28 protein-coding genes are annotated in these 22402 nt (G+C 35.0%); 5 read left to right on the top strand and 23 right to left on the bottom strand.

All coding sequences use genetic code 11. The annotated features are described in order from the left end of the window. Positions 1–22: 22 nt before the first annotated feature. Genes MHB55_RS11580 through comGA form a run of 8 tightly spaced genes read right to left on the bottom strand, consistent with a single transcriptional unit; the run spans position 23 to position 4290 of the window. A complete protein-coding gene (locus MHB55_RS11580) occupies positions 23–535 on the bottom strand; it encodes a shikimate kinase (protein WP_144535979.1) in 513 nt (170 codons plus the stop codon). 14 nt (positions 536–549) lie between these two features. Continuing rightward, positions 550–756 (bottom strand): hypothetical protein, encoded by a 207-nt coding sequence (locus MHB55_RS11585; RefSeq protein ID WP_144535977.1) that lies wholly within the window; start codon positions 754–756, stop codon positions 550–552. Beyond that, positions 737–1189, bottom strand: coding sequence for a competence type IV pilus minor pilin ComGF (gene comGF, locus MHB55_RS11590; RefSeq protein ID WP_191696871.1), 453 nt, complete (start codon positions 1187–1189; stop codon positions 737–739). The genes MHB55_RS11585 and comGF overlap by 20 nt, the downstream gene beginning before the upstream one ends. Continuing rightward, positions 1162–1473, bottom strand: a complete 312-nt coding sequence (locus MHB55_RS11595) for a hypothetical protein (RefSeq protein ID WP_191696870.1) — start codon at positions 1471–1473, stop codon at positions 1162–1164. Before MHB55_RS11595 ends, comGF begins: the two co-directional genes overlap by 28 nt. Beyond that, on the bottom strand, positions 1463–1903 hold the full coding sequence (comGD, locus tag MHB55_RS11600) for a competence type IV pilus minor pilin ComGD (RefSeq protein ID WP_144535971.1): 441 nt from the start codon (positions 1901–1903) through the stop codon (positions 1463–1465). The genes MHB55_RS11595 and comGD overlap by 11 nt, the downstream gene beginning before the upstream one ends. Beyond that, entirely contained in the window at positions 1890–2219 is a 330-nt protein-coding gene (comGC, locus tag MHB55_RS11605; protein WP_144535969.1) for a competence type IV pilus major pilin ComGC, read from the bottom strand. Before comGC ends, comGD begins: the two co-directional genes overlap by 14 nt. Before the next feature lie 12 nt (positions 2220–2231). Then, a complete protein-coding gene (comGB, locus tag MHB55_RS11610; RefSeq protein ID WP_340844494.1) occupies positions 2232–3293 on the bottom strand; it encodes a competence type IV pilus assembly protein ComGB in 1062 nt (353 codons plus the stop codon). Next, positions 3274–4290: a competence type IV pilus ATPase ComGA gene (gene comGA / locus MHB55_RS11615; protein ID WP_144535965.1), complete on the bottom strand. Its 1017-nt coding sequence runs from the start codon at positions 4288–4290 to the stop codon at positions 3274–3276. Before comGA ends, comGB begins: the two co-directional genes overlap by 20 nt. Positions 4291–4677: 387 nt before the next feature. Between comGA and MHB55_RS11620 the strand changes: the two genes are divergently transcribed. Then, positions 4678–5358, top strand: coding sequence for a helix-turn-helix domain-containing protein (locus MHB55_RS11620; protein WP_186318051.1), 681 nt, complete (start codon positions 4678–4680; stop codon positions 5356–5358). A 141-nt stretch (positions 5359–5499) separates the two neighbouring features. After that, complete coding sequence (locus MHB55_RS11625) at positions 5500–5739, top strand: DUF2626 family protein (protein WP_144535961.1); 240 nt, start codon at positions 5500–5502, stop codon at positions 5737–5739. A gap of 92 nt (positions 5740–5831) precedes the next feature. Here MHB55_RS11625 and MHB55_RS11630 read toward each other — a convergent pair whose 3' ends face one another. Next, a complete protein-coding gene (locus MHB55_RS11630) occupies positions 5832–6470 on the bottom strand; it encodes an MBL fold metallo-hydrolase (protein WP_340863267.1) in 639 nt (212 codons plus the stop codon). A gap of 152 nt (positions 6471–6622) precedes the next feature. On the opposite strand from MHB55_RS11630, the gene MHB55_RS11635 reads away from it, so the two are divergent. Then, positions 6623–6802, top strand: coding sequence for a DUF2759 domain-containing protein (locus MHB55_RS11635; protein WP_144535957.1), 180 nt, complete (start codon positions 6623–6625; stop codon positions 6800–6802). A gap of 43 nt (positions 6803–6845) precedes the next feature. On the opposite strand, the gene MHB55_RS11640 is transcribed toward MHB55_RS11635, so the two are convergent. From MHB55_RS11640 to rpmG, 5 genes are all read right to left on the bottom strand, one after another. Next, entirely contained in the window at positions 6846–7955 is a 1110-nt protein-coding gene (locus MHB55_RS11640; protein WP_340863268.1) for a YqgU-like beta propeller domain-containing protein, read from the bottom strand. A gap of 95 nt (positions 7956–8050) precedes the next feature. Next, positions 8051–9952, bottom strand: coding sequence for an LTA synthase family protein (locus MHB55_RS11645; RefSeq protein ID WP_144535953.1), 1902 nt, complete (start codon positions 9950–9952; stop codon positions 8051–8053). A gap of 219 nt (positions 9953–10171) precedes the next feature. Beyond that, the gene (locus MHB55_RS11650) at positions 10172–10372 is read right to left on the bottom strand and encodes a YqgQ family protein (RefSeq protein WP_151109459.1); all 201 of its coding nucleotides are present in this window, start codon (positions 10370–10372) and stop codon (positions 10172–10174) included. Further along, positions 10369–10959, bottom strand: a complete 591-nt coding sequence (locus MHB55_RS11655) for a 5-formyltetrahydrofolate cyclo-ligase (RefSeq protein ID WP_154310657.1) — start codon at positions 10957–10959, stop codon at positions 10369–10371. Before MHB55_RS11655 ends, MHB55_RS11650 begins: the two co-directional genes overlap by 4 nt. 69 nt (positions 10960–11028) lie before the next feature. Further along, on the bottom strand, positions 11029–11178 hold the full coding sequence (rpmG, locus tag MHB55_RS11660; protein ID WP_053588882.1) for a 50S ribosomal protein L33: 150 nt from the start codon (positions 11176–11178) through the stop codon (positions 11029–11031). A 175-nt stretch (positions 11179–11353) separates the two neighbouring features. Here rpmG and MHB55_RS11665 point away from each other — a divergent pair, with 175 nt between their 5' ends. Then, positions 11354–11704, top strand: coding sequence for a hypothetical protein (locus tag MHB55_RS11665; RefSeq protein WP_340863269.1), 351 nt, complete (start codon positions 11354–11356; stop codon positions 11702–11704). Then, on the top strand, positions 11704–12165 hold the full coding sequence (locus MHB55_RS11670; RefSeq protein ID WP_154310656.1) for an endolytic transglycosylase MltG: 462 nt from the start codon (positions 11704–11706) through the stop codon (positions 12163–12165). The genes MHB55_RS11665 and MHB55_RS11670 overlap by 1 nt, the downstream gene beginning before the upstream one ends. 57 nt (positions 12166–12222) lie before the next feature. Here MHB55_RS11670 and phoU read toward each other — a convergent pair whose 3' ends face one another. The 9 genes from phoU to MHB55_RS11715 all read right to left on the bottom strand — a co-directional run bounded on the left by phoU (position 12223) and on the right by MHB55_RS11715 (position 22276). After that, positions 12223–12882 carry a phosphate signaling complex protein PhoU gene (gene phoU / locus MHB55_RS11675; RefSeq protein ID WP_154310655.1) on the bottom strand — a complete coding sequence of 220 codons (660 nt, stop codon included), beginning with the start codon at positions 12880–12882 and terminating at the stop codon, positions 12223–12225. A gap of 20 nt (positions 12883–12902) precedes the next feature. After that, positions 12903–13703, bottom strand: coding sequence for a phosphate ABC transporter ATP-binding protein PstB (gene pstB / locus MHB55_RS11680; protein ID WP_340863270.1), 801 nt, complete (start codon positions 13701–13703; stop codon positions 12903–12905). A 12-nt stretch (positions 13704–13715) separates the two neighbouring features. After that, entirely contained in the window at positions 13716–14594 is an 879-nt protein-coding gene (gene pstA / locus MHB55_RS11685) for a phosphate ABC transporter permease PstA (protein ID WP_144535939.1), read from the bottom strand. Then, positions 14595–15527, bottom strand: a complete 933-nt coding sequence (gene pstC, locus MHB55_RS11690) for a phosphate ABC transporter permease subunit PstC (protein ID WP_151113636.1) — start codon at positions 15525–15527, stop codon at positions 14595–14597. 93 nt (positions 15528–15620) lie between these two features. Further along, entirely contained in the window at positions 15621–16595 is a 975-nt protein-coding gene (locus MHB55_RS11695) for a PstS family phosphate ABC transporter substrate-binding protein (RefSeq protein ID WP_154310654.1), read from the bottom strand. 485 nt (positions 16596–17080) lie between these two features. Next, positions 17081–19318, bottom strand: coding sequence for a peptidoglycan D,D-transpeptidase FtsI family protein (locus tag MHB55_RS11700; protein WP_151109445.1), 2238 nt, complete (start codon positions 19316–19318; stop codon positions 17081–17083). A 123-nt stretch (positions 19319–19441) separates the two neighbouring features. Next, complete coding sequence (locus tag MHB55_RS11705) at positions 19442–20050, bottom strand: superoxide dismutase (RefSeq protein WP_144535934.1); 609 nt, start codon at positions 20048–20050, stop codon at positions 19442–19444. Positions 20051–20165: 115 nt separating this feature from the next. Beyond that, positions 20166–20645: a DUF456 domain-containing protein gene (locus MHB55_RS11710; RefSeq protein WP_151113634.1), complete on the bottom strand. Its 480-nt coding sequence runs from the start codon at positions 20643–20645 to the stop codon at positions 20166–20168. Then, a complete protein-coding gene (locus tag MHB55_RS11715) occupies positions 20645–22276 on the bottom strand; it encodes a Na/Pi cotransporter family protein (RefSeq protein ID WP_318245393.1) in 1632 nt (543 codons plus the stop codon). Before MHB55_RS11715 ends, MHB55_RS11710 begins: the two co-directional genes overlap by 1 nt. Positions 22277–22402: the final 126 nt, after the last annotated feature.

Genomic DNA, 22402 nt, shown 5'->3' on the forward strand with positions numbered 1-22402 from the left:
GAAAATATATAAAACCAATGAATCATTCGCCTTTAAGACGATTTACTTGAAATCCTGCATATTCTGTTATTTGACGAAGATGCCTGTTTTCCGTACGAATCGTTATGTGGGCAGCCTTTTTGTAACTTCTCCTACGGGTGTTGAAAAGTAGCTGTAATTCTTCCTTCGTGCTTCTTTGAACGATTGGTCTATTTTTATCGTTCTTTATGCGTATCCAAATGTCTTCAAAGGTAGCATCAAGAAACAACACCAATCCATTGTTTCGCATAATTTTAATATTTCTATCGAGTGTCGCTACACCTCCACCCGTGGAAATAATACAAGATTCTTTTCGAAAATTTAGTAAAAATTCGGTCTCTAAATTTCGAAAATAGGCCTCTCCATGCTGTTCAAATATTTCAGGAATCGACATTTTCTGTCTTTTGACAATTTCTTTGTCCATGTCATAATAGGGCATCTTCAAGAGATAGCTCAGTCTTCTCCCGACAGCACTTTTACCACTGCCCATAAAACCCACTAAATAAATCTTGTACATTTTTTATCAACTCACTACATACCAGGATTATTTTCACGCTCAATAAAATTACTTATTTTATTGATAGTATCACTAATATGACGGATTTCCAACGAATCATATGTTCGATATTTGGATTGGTATGCTGCAGTTATAGTTAAAACCGAAAAACAAACTATAGATAGCAGGATAGTGGAAGCTAATAATAATGCACCTTTTTGGTCAAGTAGAATACGTAACATAGAAAGTATGCTCCTTTTGTTGTCCATTAAAAAAAGTAACGAAAAATGTAATCTTTTGTCCTTCAGCGATCACATTTAATGTTTGGACATTTAATAGAAGTGGCTCATGACCAAGTTTATTTATTTGTTTTCTTACGACATTAGATGAGTATTCCACATCATATTCTATACCCTGCTTATAAAAACGAATTCCAGGTTGCTCACTTTGAACTATAAAATTCTCTACATCATTCAAATAAGCTTCCACATATTGTATAAATAATGCCCATTCAATTTCGGATGGATCAGCTACCTTCTTTTCTGTTGTATATAACGACCACATAATAAGCGCAAATATTTGAGCAAAAATGATAAACACACTAAGCTGTAAAATTCCGTCAATAAAAGTATAACCTTTTTCGTTACTTAGTTTGTTTGTGAGGTATCTACACAATTTACTTTCTCCCCCCGAACCCCCTTGTACTCAATACAAATTTGCTTGAAATCTACACGAAATTGATATTCAATATTTTCAATGGTGCGTGATCCACCTGTTATATTTTCAGTTATGAACATTTTGGCAGCTTCATTCATGACCACAGCCGAATGGTATTTCCTCTTTTTATCCTCTAGCTGCACACTCATCTTCGTAAGAAGAGGTATTAACATAGTAGCCACCATAAATGTTATAAACAGTGTCAATAATGTTTCTGCCCAAGAAAATCCTTTACAATTCATAGCTTACCCTGCCTGAACCAATATGAACTGTCACTATTTTAGTTCCCTTCTTAGTAAGGAATGAAAATTTCCCAAATTGATTGACAGCACCATTAGTTTGAAAGCGTAGTCCCTTTAAATAACTATCTATAGACAAACTCATATGAGATGGCAGGCTACATTCCAGTAGTATAGTTCCCGATTGTTTTACGGAGTAACTAGTTCTATTCTCGTCAAATGCTAATGTGATCAATTGTTGATTACCTATGGCAATCGATTGAGCTTGTTGTAAATCTAGATGAAACTGATGTAAAAATCTTTTCTCTTCCAATTCCTCTATTTTATCGTTTGCTCCATAAATAACTGCTGACGTAATTACCATAACGATCAATAGCATCAAGATAGCCTCTATTAAGGTATAACCATCTTGGTTTAACTTAACCGCCACCATTGCCTGAATCCTTTATTGAAACTTTCCCATCTACTATAATAACTTCTTCCCCTCCCGGACAATTTTTGTTGTTCTCACCTAGATACTCTGCCACACTTAAATCATTCAACGTAGGGGTCACATTTTTATCAATTTTATATGCTTGTACTTGGCCTTCTACCATTTTCACAAATGCCTCACATCCTTTTTTATCTATGTTGGCAGAATGTTTGGTAACGTTAGGAATAGAGATTAATATTAAAACAGATATGATTAGCAATACAATCATCATTTCTATTAGTGTAAAGCCCCGCTCATTTTTTAAGATTATCCACATAAACTTGCTCCTTTAAATTATATTTATCATTTCATAAACTGGTAGTAATATAGCTAGATAAGCACCTATTATAAAGACTGCTATTATTAGGAACATTACTGGTTGGATGATACTAAGGTATCTAGATAGCCTTGCCTCCATTTGTTTATTCATAAAATCACTGTATAAAGTCAATTCCTTACCTAAGTATCCGTTGTTCTCCCCATGTACGATAAATTGATGAAAGTCTACTGTGAAATTATCTACTAATACAGCCCCCTCAGAGAAGGAAGAACCGTAGATCACCTTTTCCTTCATCTCAGATACTATATGTTGAAGTAATTTGTTTTCCTTCTGATTAATTAATGCTCCAAAGGATTCTTGAAGAGATAAACCACTTTCTAGAAGTACACCCATTTCTCTCGAAAATACTCTAGTTAACAGTAAACGATACCAGTTATTGATAATCGGTGTTTTTTTAAGAAGTGTTATTTTAAATTCAACACTTTTGTTTCTAAATATGAACCATAGCAATACTATAAAAACTATCATGAAAATTAAAAGTGTAAGGAATATGTTAGGAAGGTTTAATAACGTATTGGTAAGCGCAAGTGAGCTTTGAGGTTGGGGTTGATTTTTGGAAAGTAAAGATTCCATATTAGGGAGAAAATATATTCGAAAAACAGTAAACAATAAAAAAATGACAACAAACAAAAAAAGAGGATACATTAATAGGCTCTTTAACCGCTTTCTTGCTTGCTCCATAAATTTGGCATTGATACTTAAAATTTCAGTAGTCTCTGCAAGATGGCCATGCTGAGATGCTAAATGAAGAGGGAGCAATAACCGATTAGGAAATCCAAGCATCCTGAATACCTCTACTATACTCTGCCCTCTTTTTTGAATGTCCATCACCTTCATTTGAACTACATTTACATTTTTAACATGAAACGGCAAAAGCATCGTAACAGCTTCATGAAAAATATAACCCTCCTTCAGTAATTCGCTCAATCTATTAAGGAAGGTGGCTTGCTGTGATACCGGTACAATTTCATCCTTTTTATGAAAATAAGCTTTAAGTGTTTTTAATAACACCTTCCCTTATCCCCCTTTCAATTTGATAAGAAAGAGTTAGCGGAAAAGGTATTTTAAAGCTACTGCCATAACTCAAGGAAGTTAGAGCTTCTTCCAACATATCACCAGATATAATTTCGAATATAGCTGATAATTCAGGCGTATTAGTTTTAATTACTGTAACTAACCTTTGAGTAACAATTCCAGTTACTGTTTGTTTCAGCTCATCTAAGCTAATACCTAAATCCATTAATCTGTATAAGGCACCTATTCCGTCCCTTGCATGAATTGTGGACACTACTAAATGTCCCGTTAAAGATGCTTGAATTGCAGCCTTAGCAGTATCTTTATCTCTTATTTCTCCTATCATAATTACATCTGGTGAATGCCTTAAAATAGCCTTTAGACCTTTGGCATATGTCACACCAGATCGCTCATTCACTTGAATTTGTAGTAAATAAGATTGACTGTTTTCTACTGGATCTTCTAGCGAGATAACATGCCGATTCATATTTTCTGCGCAATACTTAGTTAACGAGTACATCGTCGTGGATTTTCCTGAGCCAGTTGGTCCAACAAAAAGGATCATACCTTGACGCTTGTTTGCTAATTCTACGATTTGTTCAGAGGCACCCCTGAACAAGGATAGCGAATGAATAATTTTGGCATTATCATGCTGCTGTAGACGAATGACAAGGCTTTCCTTTCCGTATACGGATGGTAAAGTGGAAACGCGAAATGAAAACTTTTGGGAGTTAAATATGTGTTGAAAGGAACCGCTTTGTGGTTTGCGTTTTTCGCTAATATCAAGAGAGGATAAAAATTTGAAGTATGAGATGATTTTTTCACCAAGATTTAATGGGAGCTGACCTGCCTCAAACATTTGGGAATTTTTTCTAAAAGAATATGTGTAGATTTCTTCATTAGGGATCATATGAAAATCTGAAGCACCAAATTGATGAGCTTTCTTTAATAGCTGAAAGCATTTTTGTTCCACTATATTTTCTTCCTGTTGCATTATCTATCCCTTCCCCAGTTACAAGCTTGGCCGCAAAAGCTTGTACAACATAGTATACTTCCTTTCTCCAAATAAATAAAGTGATTTTTGAAAATATTTGTAATTGATAAATTAAATAATACTGGTATTTAAATACACAAACGTTTTGCACTTTCTTGATTGGAACTACTAGCAGTGCGACAGCAACCGATGAGGATTATCAGTTATCTCACAGAAAGCTTCTGTCTAAAGCGAAAATAAATTATACTTCATGATATAATCTTTATTCTATCTTCGTCTTTATCATATTTTGTAAAATAAATAGGAATTATTAAACTGTTTACTTTATATTAGTTTATCATTATTAATTTCTCCCTTATAATATAGTTAATGGAAGGTGGGATTTACTTGTCCAACACATTAAAATTAACTGGTACCCTTGCTGATGAGACCAGGTACTCAATCTATCAATATATTACAAAAGAAAATAAAGAAGTGAACGTTCAGCAAATTGCACAACAGTTCGGGATTCACCCCAATGTTGCTAGACTACATCTTACGAAACTAAACGAAGCGAAGCTGCTGACATCTAAATTTGTTAAAAATGAAAAAGGCGGTCGTCCTGCACGAGTTTATGTGCTTGCAGAGGATCCTATCCACTTAAGCTTTCCCAAACAGGAGAATCATTTATTACTTGAATGGTTATTGGAATTAGTTGATGCTATGGGTGATGCAGCTATTGATAAAGCAAAGGATATCGCTTATCAAAACGGTCACAAAGCGATAAATCATAAACAAGTGGATACACTAACTTTTGAAGATAAACTAGAAATTATGAAAGAAACAGCCCATTCGATTGGTTATATCCCGAACGTAACTGAAAAAGAGAATAAAAAAATTATTACCTTTTCCATCTTTAATTGTCCTTATAAGGATTATTTGAATAAATATCCACATTTTATATGTATATTACATGAATCTTTCCTAAAGGGACAATTTGATACTCTTTTCCCTGAAAATACCTTTGTTCAATTAGAAAGTAAACAGAATCACTGTATTAATTGCGTATATCATGTGGAAGTCCTATAATGAGGTGAAGATGTATCTTATTTGTGACAAACTTATGTTATTCCAATGTAGATGTTTAATAATCAGTTTACATGTAAGAACACTTTCATTTATAATGAATAGGAGAATTATTTGTATTCTTTGCAAAAGGAGGGACTACAATTGGGCAATATGTATAAAGTAATGGCTTTCTGGACAGGGATTTTTGCAGTTATGTTTTATTTAGGTGATATGTCAGAAGCTTCTTTACTATTTTTAGCAAATACGGGGTTATTCCTTCTTTTAGGGTTCTTAAACCTATCTGAGCGTATGTATATGTACATCTTCGGGGCTTACTTAATGTTCTTCTTCGCCGGCTTTACATACTACACTACATTCATACATGTACCAGGTGGACATTAATTAAGTCCAAAAGCAGCTTCCATATTGGAGGCTGCTTTTTAAATTCGCTTTTTATTTGGGGTTAAACAACCCTTGTTGAAATTTACTTTTGATTAAAATCCATTCAAGAACGGGTTGGAGTTCATTTCATCCTGGATAGTAGACGCAGGTCCGTGCCCAGGATAGATTACAGTTGCTTCTGGGAGCGTTAATAGCTTTGTGTGTATGGAGTGTAACAATTGCTTCTCGTTCCCTCCTGGGAGATCGGTGCGACCGACGCTATTTTGAAATAACGTATCTCCTACAATAGCAAATTCGTCTGTCTCAAAGTAAAAAGTTAAACTACCCGGTGAATGTCCTGGGGTGTGAGAAATGAAAAATTCAAAATCGCCTATACTTGTTTTCTCCTCTTTACTTAAATAGAAGTCTGCCTCCTTGGCAGAAATATTCGGAATTTCGGCGTATTTAGCAGATCCATTCTTTCCTGGATCTATTAACCAAGATTTTTCTGAAGGATGTATATAAACTGGTATACTGAATACTTCTCTAACATCATCTACAGCTCCAATATGGTCAAAATGTGCATGGGTTAAAAGAATGGCAATCGGCTTTAAATTTAGTCTTTTTAACTCCTTTACAAGCTGCTCTCCATTTCCACCAGGATCAAAAATTAAGCACTCTTTTTTTGCATTAGAAATGATATAGCAATTCGTTTGAATAAAACCCGATGGATATGTACGTATATTTAACATAAATTCACCTCCCTTCTATTTTAAACGAAAGTGCATCCATTGTTCAATCTTTCGCCACTTTTATTACTCGACAAAAGAAGAGATAACAATTACAATAGAAGAGGAATATGCAATCGCGACATTCATTTAATATGTCGGAAGGAGTGTCTTTCATGAACTTATTAATGGTTATTTTTGGTCTTGTTGCAGTGCTAGGTATTATAGGCACTTTCCAAGCTCTCAAAGAGAAAAATTTACTAAGTGTTTTATTTAACTTTGGTACATTTGCAGTTTTTGGTTTCTTTACTGTTATGACAATAATAAACCAAGGATTTCCACCAAGCTTACACTAAAACGCAAAGAAAAAGCTGCTATACAACTGTATAGCAGCTTTTTCTATTCGATTATATTTAACCATTTTGCTTCTTTTAGAGGTTTCAATGAAATCCATTGCTCTTTCTCATGTCCACCTAAACAAACCTTACCACTCGGTGAACAGTCTATTGGACGCTCGTTAATATCGCCAAATAACTCTTCCCCTTTTACTGTGTAGCCTGCTATAATACTTTTTTCGTTCGTTTCGTCCATATTCCCTGCCTTTTTTGATTGAAAAGCAATGAAACTGTTTGGGGAAGTTATCGATATTGTAGGAATTACCCATTCTGAATAATTACTTACTGCAGGAGAGACCCATTCAAACATTTCCCCACTATTTTTGTCTTCTAAGTGATACTTAAATTCCATCTTTTCTTCATCTACTTGGATATATAACATCGATTCACCAAAGTTCTGGACATCTATTATATGTTCCCATTTTGTATCTTGAATCTCATGATCAGCTGTTGAATAAAGTTTCAATGAACTACCATCTAAGCTCGATCCACTCCAGTCGAAGACCATTAAATTTTCCTCATCAAACCATTTAACAAAAGGATTTTCAACATCTATAGCTTTCAATTCTTGTGTAGACCCTTCATAAACAAAAGCATTATAAGTCCAGTCCTCATAAAACGTAGAGAACACTATTAAATTAGAGTTAGTTGGATGCCAATCCATATAAAGCTCTGCTGATTCAAAGGAGAGACTTTGTTCTACAACTCCACTTTTATGTAATAATTGCACCTCTGCAGATGAAGAATTGTTAGAAGTATGTAATAGAATCATTTCCTTGTTCGGGTGAATTTTCCCTTGTATAATTGGGACGTTCGTTCTATAAATTTCTTTCCATTCCTCTTTAGATATCGAGTAAGACTTCAATATCCAATGACCTTTATCTAATAAAACAAATAAAATTTCATCATCTGACAACCAACCGACCACGCTGTGAAATTTTGAACGCTCCAAGTGGATTGATGGCATTTTTGTTTCATTGGACTCATTTTGTACTTCTTTAACTGGGGTTTGTTGCTGGGAGACGTCATCAGGGGTTTCTACCGATGGCTGCTCTTTTTCTTTACACGCTTGTAGTAGAATTACACAAAAAATCAAGAACACAATTTTTTTCAACAATCTCCCCCCTCACCTTACAAATTAGACGTTTCAAATAGACTTTTGTTTCATAAAAAAGCACAGACTTTTTTGTCTGTGCTTTTAAAAATAACCTATTTTGCCGACTCTTTAGTTTCATCAATCAAGAGGTTACCAGTTTTTAAATCATAAAATCGTAGTAAGTCTCCATTGATAATTTTATCGGAGTAACCTAGCTCCTGAGTAGCTCTGTCAATATACGTCTGACAGTTTTCCACATCTACCTCTATACCTGAACCATTCTCATAACAAGTGTTTCCAGCATATACGTAGTCCTCAGTAATAAATCCACCATTTCTGTTAATAACAAATTCCTCATGATCTTCAGAAAAAATGTCTGCACCTAGTTGCATATCTTTGTTCGTTTCAACACCTAACAAATGTAAGATTGTAGGTCGCAAATCAATTTGCCCTGAAATTTCACTCACCTCTTCTCCAGCTCCACTATTTGGGATATGGATAAACATCGGTACACTTTGTAATTTAGCAGATTCATATGGAGTAATCTCTTTACCTAAATACTGTGACATTGCAGCATTATGATTTTCAGAAATTCCATAATGATCACCATACATTACAATAATAGAATTATCATATAATCCTTTTTCTTTTAAATCATCAAAGAATATTTTTAAGGATTCGTCCATATAACGAACTGATTGGAAATATCTATTTAGTGTTCCAGAGTTCGAATCATATTCAGGTATTAACATATCTTCTTCATCTAATGTAAAAGGATGGTGATTAGTTAAAGTGATTAAACGTGAATAAAAAGGTTGTGGCATGTCTGTCATTAAGTCGACAGATTGCTCAAGGAAGGGAATGTCCTTAAGACCCCAGTTTACTGAATTATCATCATTCACATCATAACTCATGACATCATAGAACTTTTGAATGTTAAGTGACTGATACATCATATCACGGTTCCAAAAGCTTTTTTTGTTTGCATGCATAACATTTGTAAAGTAACCTTCGTCATTTAAACGTTCAGCCATTGAATGAAATGTATTTTCTCCGTGTGTAAAAAATACTGCTCCTCCGCCTAAACCATAAAGAGAGTTCTCTACTAAAAATTCTGAATCGGACGTTTTACCTAAACCAGTTTGATGATAGAAATTGGAGAAGTAAAAAGTATCCTTATCATTTGTTAGAGAATTTAAAAACGGTGTTACCTCATGTCCGTTCATATCGTTATTTAATACGAAGGATTGTAAAGATTCCATCGAAACAACAATAAGATTTCTATCCTCAGCTAAACCAAACGTTTTTTCATTTGGATCTGCTTGGTTTGAACGTACATAGTTATTAACTTCGACTAATTCACTTCCATCTGCAAGTGCACGCTGTGCGTGTGACTTAGACTGAATAAAGATGTCGTATAAGTGGTAGTTATATGAACCAAGGTTTTTTACTAGCATTTCACGGTCAAAGCTTCTTGTTAGAAGCTGTGGTCTTTCAATTTCAGCAAGCCCTAAATTTAAAAATAGAATAGCAGCAGAAAGTACAAAATACGCTCTTCTAGTTGAAGCTTTAATAACCTTACTTTTTTCACCTATTTTTAACCATTTAATTGCTATTAAAATAATCGCAACATCAGTGAAATAGAAGATATCAGTCAAGAAGATACTTGCTGCAGCTGAAGATCCCAAATCACCAAAGTTACTTGTTTGGAACAAGACTGGTATGGTGATGAAATCTGTAAAGAAACGATAAAAAACTGCGTTTGCATAAAGTACTATTGAAAGTATCACACTAACAACTACTATATGTCTATTTCTGGCCTTCGTGGATTTGTAAAATAACGAAATTCCATAAACGATAAGCAAAAAGCTTAAAGGGTTAATAAATAAAATAAATTGTTGCATTATATTCTCGATTTTCATATCAAAGCTCGTGTGGTACACAGTATACGTTTTTATCCACGTTGCCACAATTGCAATTACAAGAATAGAATGTGTTGGCCAGGTTTTCTTCATTGCCTACATCCTCCCCTATTCACTCTTTCTATGAGTAAAAGTAACAGTGTATATATTAATCCTTTCATCAAAATAAATCAATATTAATGAAATGGAATTTTAATATAAAATTTACAAAACCTATTTTTACTTACCCTATGTTAGACGGATTAAAACCTAATAAGTTTCAATTAATTTAGAAGATAGCTTTTTTATCACATATTCATATAGCATTTGTAGTTATAAAGACTTACTTAATTTACCTTTTTCCTGTCTTAATAACAAAATGGCTAGTTGAAAATCTTGTGCTTCAATCATCTGCATAGAATACAGTTCTTTTATTTCTTCTTCCATTATTTCAAGATCCGCGATTCGGTCTTTTGTATATACAAATATCCCAAAGCGTTTTAACAGTTGCATAACATCATATACGGATTTCAAGTTAATCCACCCATCTCCCTATTTTCCTTACACATTATTGTTGTACGCTCGGTAATAATGCTATCTACTGGAAGATCAAAGTCTTCTGACACAATTTCATCAACTAATTGCATGTCAAAAGCCAAAGACAAAGACTTTCCCTTATAATTGGATAAGAAACGGTCATAATATCCTCCGCCATATCCTATCCTATACCCTGATTTACTATACACAATTCCAGGCACTATTAGCAAGTCAATTGAACTTGGTTCAACTGCTGTGGTCAATTTAGGATTAGGCTCTTTTAAATTCATATAAACGGTCTCCAGTTGATTGTAGTCTTCTATACGATAAAAGGTCATCGAACGATCCTGCGGAGTACATTTTGGCACAACAACTGTTCTTCCCAACTCCCAAAGAGCATGTATAATCCCTTCAGTATTTACCTCTGGGAAAGCTGATATGGTTAATCCAATAGTACGAACATTTAAGGATGAAATTTCCTTTATAAAATTTGTTTTAATTTGCTCGGAATATAATATGTATAAGTCGCTGTCTAATCTAGACAGTTTATCCTTCATGTTTTTTCTCATTAATTGTTTGGACATTTTAATACCTCCAATAGCATCTATTTGCGAAGAAAAAAACCAAAACCTTTATGGTTTTGGTTTAGGTTATTATTTAGTTTCTCTATGAAGAGTCATTTTCTTTTCACGAGAGCAATATTTTTTAAGTTCAAGACGTTCTGGATTGTTACGCTTGTTTTTCTTAGAAATATAGTTGCGCTCTCCGCAATCTGTACAAGCTAATGTAATATTAACGCGCATGGTTGTCCCTCCCACTCTTTGCCAGGATTAAATATAAAACTTGAGCATGATTTATACGACTAACCAATTATAGCACACAATTGAAGAAAATCTACAATATTATAGAAGAATTTGTTTAAAGTTTTTTAGGATATGGTAGTATGAGTACAGGATATTTAAATTTGAGGTGAAAATTATGGACTTTTCTATCATTCTAATAATCATTGGAATAATTTTAATGGCACTTTCTTTCTTTATCAAAGATGGTTCAAAAAAAGTGGAGGCCGAGGTCGAGGATCTTTCTTTTACTCTCTATCAAGAAACGAGCGCTCTAAAACGTAGATTAAAGGTAATCGAAGAGGAATTGCTAATTGATCCAATAAAGACAGCACCTAAAAAAAATGTTGCTACAAAACCAGTAGTTCATGCAATCATTAAAAACCAGGTGTTAGAACTACATAAACAGGGGTATTCTTTAAAGGACATTAGTAGCCGCTCCTCTTTGACAGTTGAAGAAGTTAAATCTGTGATTGGTGGTACACGCTAATGAAAAAAACAGCCATACGCTTTTTAGGTATCGGATTATTCCTAGCAGGCACAATTATACAATTAGAGCACAGATTATCTAATGAAGATATTTCTTCAGCTGGCGACGCACAAGCATATAAACAATCACAACAAGAGCTGTCTGAGGTAAAAAAACAACTTGCCCAGCTGCAGCTCAATTTAAACAATGCTCAAAAGGAACAACCTAAACAGAATGAAACAGAGGTAAGCAAACAAGAAGTTTCCTCCCCTACTGTTAATGCTTTTAGATTAGCTATAAAGTCTGGTATGACCTCTTCTGATATTAGTTTAGTCTTAGAAGAAGCAGGAGTTATTCAAAATAAAATGGATTTTGAAAATTATATTGTTGACCAAGGATTGTCTTCACGAATTCAAATAGGAACGTATGAAGTGGATTCCAAAATGACCATCAAGCAAATAACTGAGCTGATAACAAACTAAAAGGTAGACATCCTATAAATGGGATGCCTACCTTACTTCTTATTATAAAACGTCTGATTAGTTGTTTAACTCGTAATGTCTTCCTTTTAATAAATATAAAAGACGTTCTGCCATGTTAGTAGCATGATCCGCGGATCTTTCTAAGTAACGACACACAAAGGAGAGCTGTGTCACTTGACTAAGATGAGCTGGTTCGTTTACTCCTACTGCTAATAAGGTTTTAATCGCGTGCCCATACATTTCATCAACTTCATCATCTAGCTTAGCGATGGCTTTTGCCTCTTCCATATCTTCTTTGATAAAAGCTGTTAAGGTTTGTTCTAACATCGAGATAGTTTTTACTCGCATCTCATCTAACAGATGAATAGGAGCTATATGCTCATCTTTTCCTATGCGTATGGTTTCTTTTGCAATATTAACTGCATAGTCCCCAATACGTTCCATATCGGCTGCAATCTTCACCAACACCATAAGTCGTCGTAAGTCTGTAGCTACTGGCTGTTGCTTTGCAATCAATAAAATTACTCGATCATTAATTTCCTCTTCCATACGGTTAATATGGATGTCATTATTTATAATGGTTAATGCGCCTTCAATATCATTAGCCAGCAAATAATCCATCGCTTTGTCAATCGTTTGAATAGCCGTATTACTCATTTCTAACAAAAGCTGCTGGACATGTTTAAGTTCCGCATCAAACTTCTCTCTTCCTACCATAATCATTTGACCCCTTTCTTTTATCCGAAACGTCCTGAAATATAATCCTCTGTTCTTTTATCCTCCGGAGTTGAAAAGATAACATCCGTTTTGTCAAACTCAATTACTTCTCCATTTAAGAAAAATGCCGTTTTATCAGAAATTCTAGCTGCTTGTTGCATATTGTGTGTCACGATGATAATAGAATAATCCTTTTTTAACTCCTGGATTAGCTCCTCTACCTTTAATGTAGAGATAGGATCAAGCGCAGATGTAGGTTCATCCATTAGTATTACGTCAGGTTCAATCGCTAGACAACGAGCAATACAAATTCTTTGCTGTTGGCCACCTGACAAACTATATGCATTCGTATTTAATCGGTCCTTTACCTCATCCCATATAGCTGCTCCACGAAGACTCTTTTCTACAATTTCATCTAGTAATTTCTTGTTTTTAATGCCGTGGATTCTTGGACCATAGGCGATATTGTCATAGATGGACTTTGGAAAAGGATTAGGCTTTTGAAAAACCATACCTACCCTTGTTCTCAATTCCTCTACTCCATAGCCTGCGTCAAGGATGTTTCTATCTCTATATATAATATGTCCGGATGTTTTTACTGTTGGTACTAATTCTACCATTCTATTCAACGTTTTAATATACGTAGATTTACCACAGCCTGAAGGTCCAATAATAGCTGTTACTTCGTTTTCCTGAATCTGAAGGTTTATATTTTTTAAAGCATGATGAGTACCATACCATAAATTTAGTCCTTGTGTATCGTATACAATTTTAGATATTGAATGATTCGTTGTATGTTTGGTCGTTTTAGTTTTAAGCATTTAAGAGTCCCCCTAATAACGTTTTTGGAATTTGTTCCTTATAAAAATTGCTATTGAGTTCATGATCAATAAAAACATCATTAATACTAAAATCCCTGCAGAAGCTACATATTGAAAATCTAACTGTGGTCTTTTAGCCCAATCATAAATCTGCATAGGAAGTGCAGTGAACTGACTCATTACTCCATCAGGAAGAAAGTGTATAATTACAGGAACTCCAATTACTACTAAAGGAGCTGTTTCTCCAACTGCACGAGACAATGCTAATATTGCTCCTGTTAGAATGCCAGGAATGGCTGAAGGAAGAACTATTTTTAAAATGGTTTGCCATTTGGTTGCTCCCATTCCATAGGAAGCTTCTCTTACCTCTGTTGGAACTGCACGAATTGCCTCCTGTGAAGCAACGATAATGACCGGTAATATTAGTAAACTCATTGTAAATCCTGCTGCCAAGATACTATTTCCTAATGCCAACGCACGGACGAAAATTGTTAAACCGAGTAGACCAAAAACTACAGAAGGAACTCCAGCTAAATTGGATATATTCATTCGAATAAAATCATTCCATTTGTTTTTCTTTGCGTATTCCTCAAGATAGATTGCTGTCCCTACTCCTAATATTAAGGAAACTGGAGCAACCACACACATTAACCAAATAGAACCAACTAAAGCCGCCTTTATACCAGCTTTTTCAGGAAAACGAGAGCCAAAATTATTGAAAAATTCAGGGGTTATATATCCAATGCCTTGTGAGATTATTCGATAAAATAATATACCTAATGCTAATAACGCAAACATAGTAGCTAAAAAAAAGATAAACTTAAAAATTCTATTTAATGTTAGTCTTCCTGTCATTCTCTTAATCACTGACTCATGATCCACGTATCTCATTTAATATTCCTCCCGAAACTTTTTCGAAATAACGTGAGCTAGGTAGTTCATGAAAAGTGTAAATAAGAACAATGTGAAGCCCACTGCGTAAATGGAATAATAGATGGTTGTTCCATAGCCAGCATCACCCGAGGAAACTTGAACAATATAGGCTGTCATTGTTTGAATAGATTCGGTTACATTCCAATCAAACTTTGGTGTAGACCCACCTGCTAAAGATACAATCATCGTTTCACCGATTGCTCTAGACAGTGCAAGCACGATAGAGGCTATAATTCCAGATAATGCTGCTGGCAATACAACGCGCAAGGAAACCTCCAATTTTGTAGAGCCCATCGCCAGGGCCCCTTCTCGGATTGACTTTGGAACAGAAGACATCGCATCCTCTGATAAGGACGCAATCATTGGCAGAATCATAATTCCAACGACAATTCCAGGGCTTAAAGCATTAAAGATTTTTAAATCTGGTATAAGCTGTTGTAAAAGTGGTGTTACAAATGTTAAAGCAAAAAAACCATAAACAATGGTTGGAATACCAGCTAACACTTCTAAGATGGGTTTGATAATTCTTCTTGTACGATCACTGGCATATTCACTTAAGAAAATAGCTGATCCAATACCAAAGGGCACAGCTACAATCCCTGCAATACATGCTACCTTTAAAGTTCCAGCTATTAAAGGGAGAATTCCGAATACTTGCTCTGTATTAGCAAATGGAAACCATTCTGTACCTAATAAAAAGTCGGTTATTGGTACTTTAGAAAAGAAAATACTAGTTTCTACAACTAAGGTTAGAATGATTCCAAACGTTGTAAGAACAGAGACCGATGCAATTAGCATAAGACCTATTGGTATAACCTTCTCTATTAACTTTTTCGATCTTTTCTTGTTAGATTTTGCAATTAGATCTTGAACTGATGTTCCATCCATCATCTTTTTTTGTACCACTGTATATCCCCCTTTTACCAAACGAAAGAAAAGAGTAGCCGGAAGCTACTCATGTCTTTCTCCATGAAAATCTTCTGTTTATTTAAGAGCTTCTAAATCTGCCAAGCCTTTTTCATATTCTTCTTCAGGTAGGCTTACGTAACCTACTGCTTCTGCCATTTCTCCTGCTTTTTCAATCGTGTATTTCATGAAATCATAAAATGCTGGATTTTCCTTGATTGCACTATTTTTAGCATAAACAAATAATGGACGAGATAACGGAGAATATTCACCTGATTCAATTGTTTCGTTTGTTGGTTCAATACCTTCCACTTTAACAACCTTTAAAGTATCTTGGTTGGCTAGGTAATAAGCATATCCAAAGAAAGCAATTGCATTTTTATCTCCTTGAACGCCTTGAACCAGCACATTATCATCCTCTGAAAGCTGTGCAGATTTCACTAAATCTGCCTCATCTAATACTACTTCGTCAAAATAGTCATAAGTACCAGAGTCTGTGCCTGGTGAATAGAAAACAATTTTTTCATCTGGCCACTCCGGATTGATATCAGACCATTTTTTCTCTGTTCCATCTTCAATCCACATTTTCTTCAATTCTTCTATTGTTAAAGAGTCAACCCAATCATTGTCTTTGTTAACTACTAACGATAAACCGTCATATGCAATTTGGAACTCCGTGAATTCTACTCCTGCTTCATCTAATTTTTGCTTTTCCTCTTCTTTTATAGGGCGTGATGCATTGGAGAAGTCTGTATCTCCAGCTATGAATTTCTCAAAGCCTCCACCAGTACCTGATACCCCGACTGTTACTTGTACTTTTGATTGCTCTGTTGAATATTCTTCAACTACTGCTTCCAGTATAGGTGCTACTGTACTAGATCCATCTCCAGAAACTTTTCCTTCTAAGACAGCTTCTTCTTGAGAATCTTTCGATGCTGAGGATGCGGATTCTGTATCCGTTTCTGCCTCTTCTGTTGAATCTGTTCCACAAGCCCCTAGAGCAAGTGCTGATCCTACCATAGTTGTCATTAATAAGTACTTCCAGCTTTTCATCAGGTAAATCCCCCTAAAGTATGTTTTCTGTCTTACAAGTTTTACTTTAAGGCTTTGATATTGAGTCTGTATAAAGGTAGTGTAAATATTTTGTAAATTAAAATTAGATACTTTTTAGAGAGTTAAGTTTAAATTATAGTTTTTAATCAACTTCGTATTTCTACTTCTTATGAAAGAATCACTATAGATGTATCGAATGTTTTAAGCATCTTTACTCTGCTATTGAGAGACCAAGTGTTGAACCCGGTTTGTTATTTAAAGTGACCATTATTCAATATGTATTGGCATACTTACGAAGCAACAACAATAAAAGAGATTAAAACAAATATGGCGTGTAGCTTTTTTGAAGATTCATTTTGGATACAGAAGTACCGCCCATAAAATTCAAGAGGACTTGACTCAAATACCTTCAAAAATAGACAAAGTACCCCGAGATGCGAACTCTCGGGGTACTTTGTATGATTATCCATTTAAGATCAGTTTCATTATTCTTCATCTGTTTTATTTTTTTCATCACTTTCATCGATTTGATCATTTGTAAAGGCAGGTTTTATAGAAGGTGTAGATGTAGAATCATTAGTTTCTAAGTCGTTCTTTTTCTTCTGTATATCAAAGTAAGTATCTACAACTTCTCTTGCCATCGCACTCGTATAATTTGTTTTATAGGTGGATTCAGTGAATGCTTGAGGCACTACAATCGCATAAGCAATTTCAGGATTATCATATGGGGCGAAGCCAATATGAGTTAAGTTAACTGTTTGCACTGATTTCTCCATTGTACTATCTTTATAATACGATTGAGCAGTCCCTGTTTTACCTGCAGCAGTGAATGGAGCACTTCCAAAAGCTTTTTTACCTGTACCCTTGTCTCCAAAATAAACTCTTTGCATCCCTTTTCGAACTTGGTTAATCTCTTCCTGAGAATTATCTATCACATTTAAAACTGTAGGAGTTATTTCCTTCACTAACTTACCAAGAGTTACCCCATCCTCTGAAGGCTCTCTAATTTCCTTCACGATATGTGGCTGTATACGTGTACCGCCGTTAGCAATAGTTGCAGTATATTGAGCTAATTGCAGAGGAGTATAAGTATCATACTGTCCAATACTTAAATCTAGTAATTTACCAGATTCATTTTGACCGATAAAACCAGTGGATTCTCCTGGTAAATCTATCCCAGTTGGAACTCCCAATCCCATCTGCGCATATCCATTACGCATTTTCAAAAATGCATCCTCTCCAAAATAAATCGGTTGGTTTGGCTGATACGTCTTACCTGCCAATGCATACGCAATTTTAAACATGTACACGTTGGAGGATCGTTCCAATGCCGTTAAATCATTTAATCGGATTCTGCCGTTTCTATTAAATACAGAACTTTTAGGACTCGAACCCTTTATTCGAATAGGTTCATCGACTAAATACTCCCCAACTTCAATTGCATTTTCTCTATATGCAGTCAATACGGTAGCCGGCTTTACTGTGGAGCCAAGCTCATAGCCTGTTTTAAAAGCTCCATATGCATAATCATTAGCTACCCATTTGCCATTTTCTTTTTCTAATTTCTTCCCAACTAAAGATAGAACATCACCAGTGTAAGGATCTAATATGATTAAAAAAGCACTGGTTAAATAATCTGTTCCCCTATTGTTTTTCATTTGAAGCAACTGTTTCTCTACAATAGCTTCCATTTCTAGTTGAACTTGACTATCTGTAGTTAGAACAAGCTCATTCCCTGGCTTTCCTTCGTACACTGTTTCTACATCCATTACTCGACCTTTACCATCTGTAATATTTTTTACAACAGATTTTTGCCCTTGCAGTACTTCTTCATACTGTTGTTCTATATAGGAAGTACCTACACGATCATTACGTGTGTAGTCTCTAGATAGGAAATAATTCAGGCGCTCATTAGGAAGTCCTTTTTTCGGGGAAGAAACGCTTCCCAAAACAGCTAAAGTGGAGTTTTTTACTCGTCTCCAGTCAGTTGTCGTATTTACACCTGTCATATCCGCCTCACCTAGACGCTCAGAAACTCTTGCAAATTCTTCCGCTGTGACCTCGAGTATATCTCCTTCCTCTTTATTCATTTCGTCACCTTTAATAATTTGAGGGGATAATGCGTAGCCGGTAGCCATTTCTCTATAGATAGCAATAATTTCCTCTTCCTCAGGTGTAAAGGAATTAAGCTGTTCTTCCGTAAGCTTACTACGTTGAAGACGGTCGATTGCTCTATTCTTTTCAGCCTTCGTTAACTCTTCGTTATTTTCTATTTCCTGTCTTTCTTTATCTGTCACAAGTTTTTTAGCTTCTTCGTCATTCTTTTGCAACCAATAGTCTTGTCGATCGCTTTTAGTAATATTTTTCGTATCTTTTTCAATTAACTTGCTCAATTTTTTAGCGGTTTTTAACATATCCGCAGAAGTAGTTGTCTGCATCTTAGTATAAGTTATTACCTTTTGAGGCTTATTATCAACTAATATTCGTCCTTCACTATCATATAATCGTCCACGGGGAACGCTTGTATTAACAGCTACTTCCTCGGTCCGCTCTAGATCACGTGCATAGTTCTCCCCTTTTACAATTTGAAGGAAGCCCAGTCTTAATATTAAAATTGTAAAAAGTAAAAAAATAGAAAAGAAAAGAATGTTCATACGAAAAGTTAGATTTGCTCTTTGTTTCGCCTTCATACTCTGTGCACGTTTTTTAGTTGTTTTTCGCATGATTTCACCTACTTGTTGAATAATTTTATCTTATTTTATTGTAACATAAAAAGCACACACTTTTAGACGAAAAAGTGTGTGCTAAGTTTCATTTTATAAAATATATTCCTATTGCAGGAAAAATTATTTTGCAGCTGAATAGCGTTTTGAAACTTCATCCCAGTTTACAACATTCCAGAAAGAAGAAATGTAATCAGGACGACGGTTTTGATAATTTAAGTAGTATGCATGCTCCCATACATCTAAACCTAATAATGGAGTTTTACCTTCCATGATTGGAGAGTCTTGGTTAGCAGTTGAAGAAATTTCTAATTCTCCGTTTGCTACAGATAACCAAGCCCAGCCTGAACCGAAACGAGTTGTAGCTGCTTTCGCAAACTCTTCTTTGAAAGCGTCAAAGCTACCGAATTTAGCATCGATTGCTTGAGCTAGTTCGCCAGTTGGAGTTCCTCCGCCGTTTGGAGAAAGAAGTTGCCAGAATAGTGAGTGGTTAGCATGCCCACCACCATTGTTACGTACTGCAGTTTTGATGTCTTCTGGAAGAGCATCAATGTTAGCAATAAGTTCTTCAACAGATTTGTTTTCCAAATCAGCTTTTCCTGCAACTGCATTGTTTAAGTTAGTTACATAAGTATTGTGGTGTTTCGTATGATGAATATTCATCGTTTCTTTGTCGATATGTGGTTCAAGTGCATCGTAAGCGTAAGGTAATTGTGGTAATTCGTAAGCCATTATAGTTTCCTCCTAAGAAATAATATAGTAATTTTCTATCCATTTATTAGCGTATCAAAATATGAACAAACGTTCAAATAAAAAAGACTAAATTTTTCTCCTACTTTTGACTGAGTTAAATAAAGAAAACAAAAATTACAATCATAATTGTTAAAATTACTATTTTAGCAACAGAGGATGTTAGGAAACCGATTAAAGAACCTATTCCAGATTTGGTCGCTTGTTTAAATCCTTCTCTTGTCACTATTAGTTCTGCGATAACAGCTCCCAGGAAGGGTCCGATAATTATACCAGCAACTGGGATAACGAATGGTCCAAACAACAATCCAATTGTACTCCCCCAAACTCCCGCCTTCGTTCCTCCGAACTTTTTAACTCCAAATGCGTTCGCTGCCATATCTGCTCCAAACAAAAGAACGACAAATAATATTTGAATAGCCCAGAATAGCCAAGTCAATTCGTTGAAAGAGAAAAAAAATCCATACAAGATATAACCCAATAGCATAAAAACTACTGAAGGAATAATAGGATAAAAAGTACCAACAAAAGCTATTATAAAACTAGCTATAACTAAAATCCAACCAATAATCTCTATCATACACGTCTCCCTAATACGGCCTCGGCCACATTACATGCATGGTCTCCGATCCGCTCTAAATTACTTAAAATGTCTACGAACATTATACCAGCTTGACCCGAGCATTTCCCTTCATTTACACGTAAAATATGATTTTTTCTATATTGTCTTTCCATTTTATCTATAACATTTTCTTGTTCAGCTACTTCAGTCGCTAGTTTATCGTCGTTATTGTTCAAAGCCTCTATCGCTTTTTCGACTGTTTGTATAGTCAGTTCAAACATTTCCGATACATCTTCCAATGCATCTTCCGTTAAAATAATTCGATGAACCTCTTGATAATCGATTAGCTCCAAAATATTTTCGAAGTGGTCTCCGATTCTTTCTATATCCCTTACCGTATCCATAAGCATATTATGTCTTCCAGAATCTTGATCGGACAATGGCTGAGAAGAGATTTTCACTAAATAATCTGTAATTTTTTGATCTAAATTATTTAATGCATCCTCTATTTGATAAGCTAGATCAGAATTTCGTTTGTTTTTTGTTTTTAAATAAGCGTATGTATTCTCTAAACCTTGAACACTTAGAGCACCCATCCGCAAGATTTCTTCTTTAGCCTGTCCAATTGCGATAGATGGTGACTGTTCGATAAAATTAACATCTAAATGTTTTGGTTTATATTCAATGGAAACATCGTCTCCCGGTATTAACTTAGTTACTAAATATGCCCAAGCTCCTATTAATGGGAACTGTATAATCGTATTTGCCACGTTAAATGAACCATGTGCAAAGGCTATTTGCATTTTACTCTCTAAATCAAGAACACCAGATATCCATTCAATATATATAGTAAACGGTATTAATAAAAGTATAAAAATTACTGAACCTACTACATTAAACAAAACATGGGTCGCTGCAGCTCTCTTTGCAGCAACAGAAGCACCTAAAGATGCGAGAATCGCTGTAATAGTAGTTCCTATATTATCCCCGAAAAGAACTGGTAAGGCACCTTGGAGAGATAGTAGATTTTCTGCATAAAGCCCTTGAAGAATAGCAACGGTGGCACTTGAACTTTGGACTATTAGAGTAAATATTGTTCCTGACAATAAACCAAGGAATGGATGGTCACTCATCGCCAGTGTAAAATCTGTAAACGCCTCTAACTCTCTTAAAGGTTGCATGCCCCCACTCATTAATTCAAGACCTAGAAATAATCCCCCAAATCCAAAAATGACTTCCCCAACATTTTGTACAACATGTTTCTTAAAAAAGAAGATTAAAAAAGCTCCTACAGCCATAATTGGAAGTGCATAGCCACCTACATCAAAACCAATGATGAATGCAGTAATGGTTGTTCCTATGTTAGCACCCATAATAACACCAATTGCTTGTCGCAGCTTCATAAACCCTGCACTTACTAGTCCAACAGTAATAACAGTTGTACCTGAACTAGATTGAATTAATACGGTTACAATAATACCAACTAAAACCCCCATAAAAGGATTGGTAGTATAGCGATCTAATATATCTCTTAACCGTTCTCCTGCTGCTTTTTGTAAACCGTCACCCATATACTTAATGGCGAACAAAAATATACCTAGTCCCCCAAAAAATTCAAATAGCATTTGTTGCCAGTTCAATTCCACGATGTGCTCAACTCCTATTTCGGAAAATTAATACATTTCTATTATGATGAAATTATTAAGCCTATGTAAACACATACTCACCATTCTTTACAATATCTTAACAAAGCAAATAAATTACTTTGTTTT

The organism is Psychrobacillus sp. FSL K6-1267, from assembly GCF_038003265.1.
GTDB classification, from domain to species: Bacteria; Bacillota; Bacilli; order Bacillales_A; family Planococcaceae; genus Psychrobacillus; species Psychrobacillus faecigallinarum.

Excerpts from the sequence above, each read along its gene's own strand:
- MHB55_RS11665 (WP_340863269.1), top strand. The coding sequence starts at position 11,354 with ATGGACTTTTCTATCATTCTAATAATCATTGGAATAATTTTAATGGCA.
- MHB55_RS11670 (WP_154310656.1), top strand. The coding sequence starts at position 11,704 with ATGAAAAAAACAGCCATACGCTTTTTAGGTATCGGATTATTCCTAGCA.
- rpmG (WP_053588882.1), bottom strand. The coding sequence starts at position 11,178 with ATGCGCGTTAATATTACATTAGCTTGTACAGATTGCGGAGAGCGCAAC.
- MHB55_RS11700 (WP_151109445.1), bottom strand. The coding sequence starts at position 19,318 with ATGCGAAAAACAACTAAAAAACGTGCACAGAGTATGAAGGCGAAACAA.
- MHB55_RS11585 (WP_144535977.1), bottom strand. The coding sequence starts at position 756 with ATGTTACGTATTCTACTTGACCAAAAAGGTGCATTATTATTAGCTTCC.
- MHB55_RS11595 (WP_191696870.1), bottom strand. The coding sequence starts at position 1,473 with ATGAATTGTAAAGGATTTTCTTGGGCAGAAACATTATTGACACTGTTT.
- MHB55_RS11655 (WP_154310657.1), bottom strand. The coding sequence starts at position 10,959 with ATGTCCAAACAATTAATGAGAAAAAACATGAAGGATAAACTGTCTAGA.
- comGA (WP_144535965.1), bottom strand. The coding sequence starts at position 4,290 with ATGCAACAGGAAGAAAATATAGTGGAACAAAAATGCTTTCAGCTATTA.
- MHB55_RS11580 (WP_144535979.1), bottom strand. The coding sequence starts at position 535 with ATGTACAAGATTTATTTAGTGGGTTTTATGGGCAGTGGTAAAAGTGCT.
- pstA (WP_144535939.1), bottom strand. The coding sequence starts at position 14,594 with ATGAGATACGTGGATCATGAGTCAGTGATTAAGAGAATGACAGGAAGA.
- comGC (WP_144535969.1), bottom strand. The coding sequence starts at position 2,219 with ATGTGGATAATCTTAAAAAATGAGCGGGGCTTTACACTAATAGAAATG.
- pstC (WP_151113636.1), bottom strand. The coding sequence starts at position 15,527 with ATGATGGATGGAACATCAGTTCAAGATCTAATTGCAAAATCTAACAAG.
- MHB55_RS11705 (WP_144535934.1), bottom strand. The coding sequence starts at position 20,050 with ATGGCTTACGAATTACCACAATTACCTTACGCTTACGATGCACTTGAA.
- MHB55_RS11635 (WP_144535957.1), top strand. The coding sequence starts at position 6,623 with ATGAACTTATTAATGGTTATTTTTGGTCTTGTTGCAGTGCTAGGTATT.
- MHB55_RS11695 (WP_154310654.1), bottom strand. The coding sequence starts at position 16,595 with ATGAAAAGCTGGAAGTACTTATTAATGACAACTATGGTAGGATCAGCA.
- MHB55_RS11645 (WP_144535953.1), bottom strand. The coding sequence starts at position 9,952 with ATGAAGAAAACCTGGCCAACACATTCTATTCTTGTAATTGCAATTGTG.
- pstB (WP_340863270.1), bottom strand. The coding sequence starts at position 13,703 with ATGCTTAAAACTAAAACGACCAAACATACAACGAATCATTCAATATCT.
- comGD (WP_144535971.1), bottom strand. The coding sequence starts at position 1,903 with ATGGTGGCGGTTAAGTTAAACCAAGATGGTTATACCTTAATAGAGGCT.
- phoU (WP_154310655.1), bottom strand. The coding sequence starts at position 12,882 with ATGGTAGGAAGAGAGAAGTTTGATGCGGAACTTAAACATGTCCAGCAG.
- MHB55_RS11630 (WP_340863267.1), bottom strand. The coding sequence starts at position 6,470 with ATGTTAAATATACGTACATATCCATCGGGTTTTATTCAAACGAATTGC.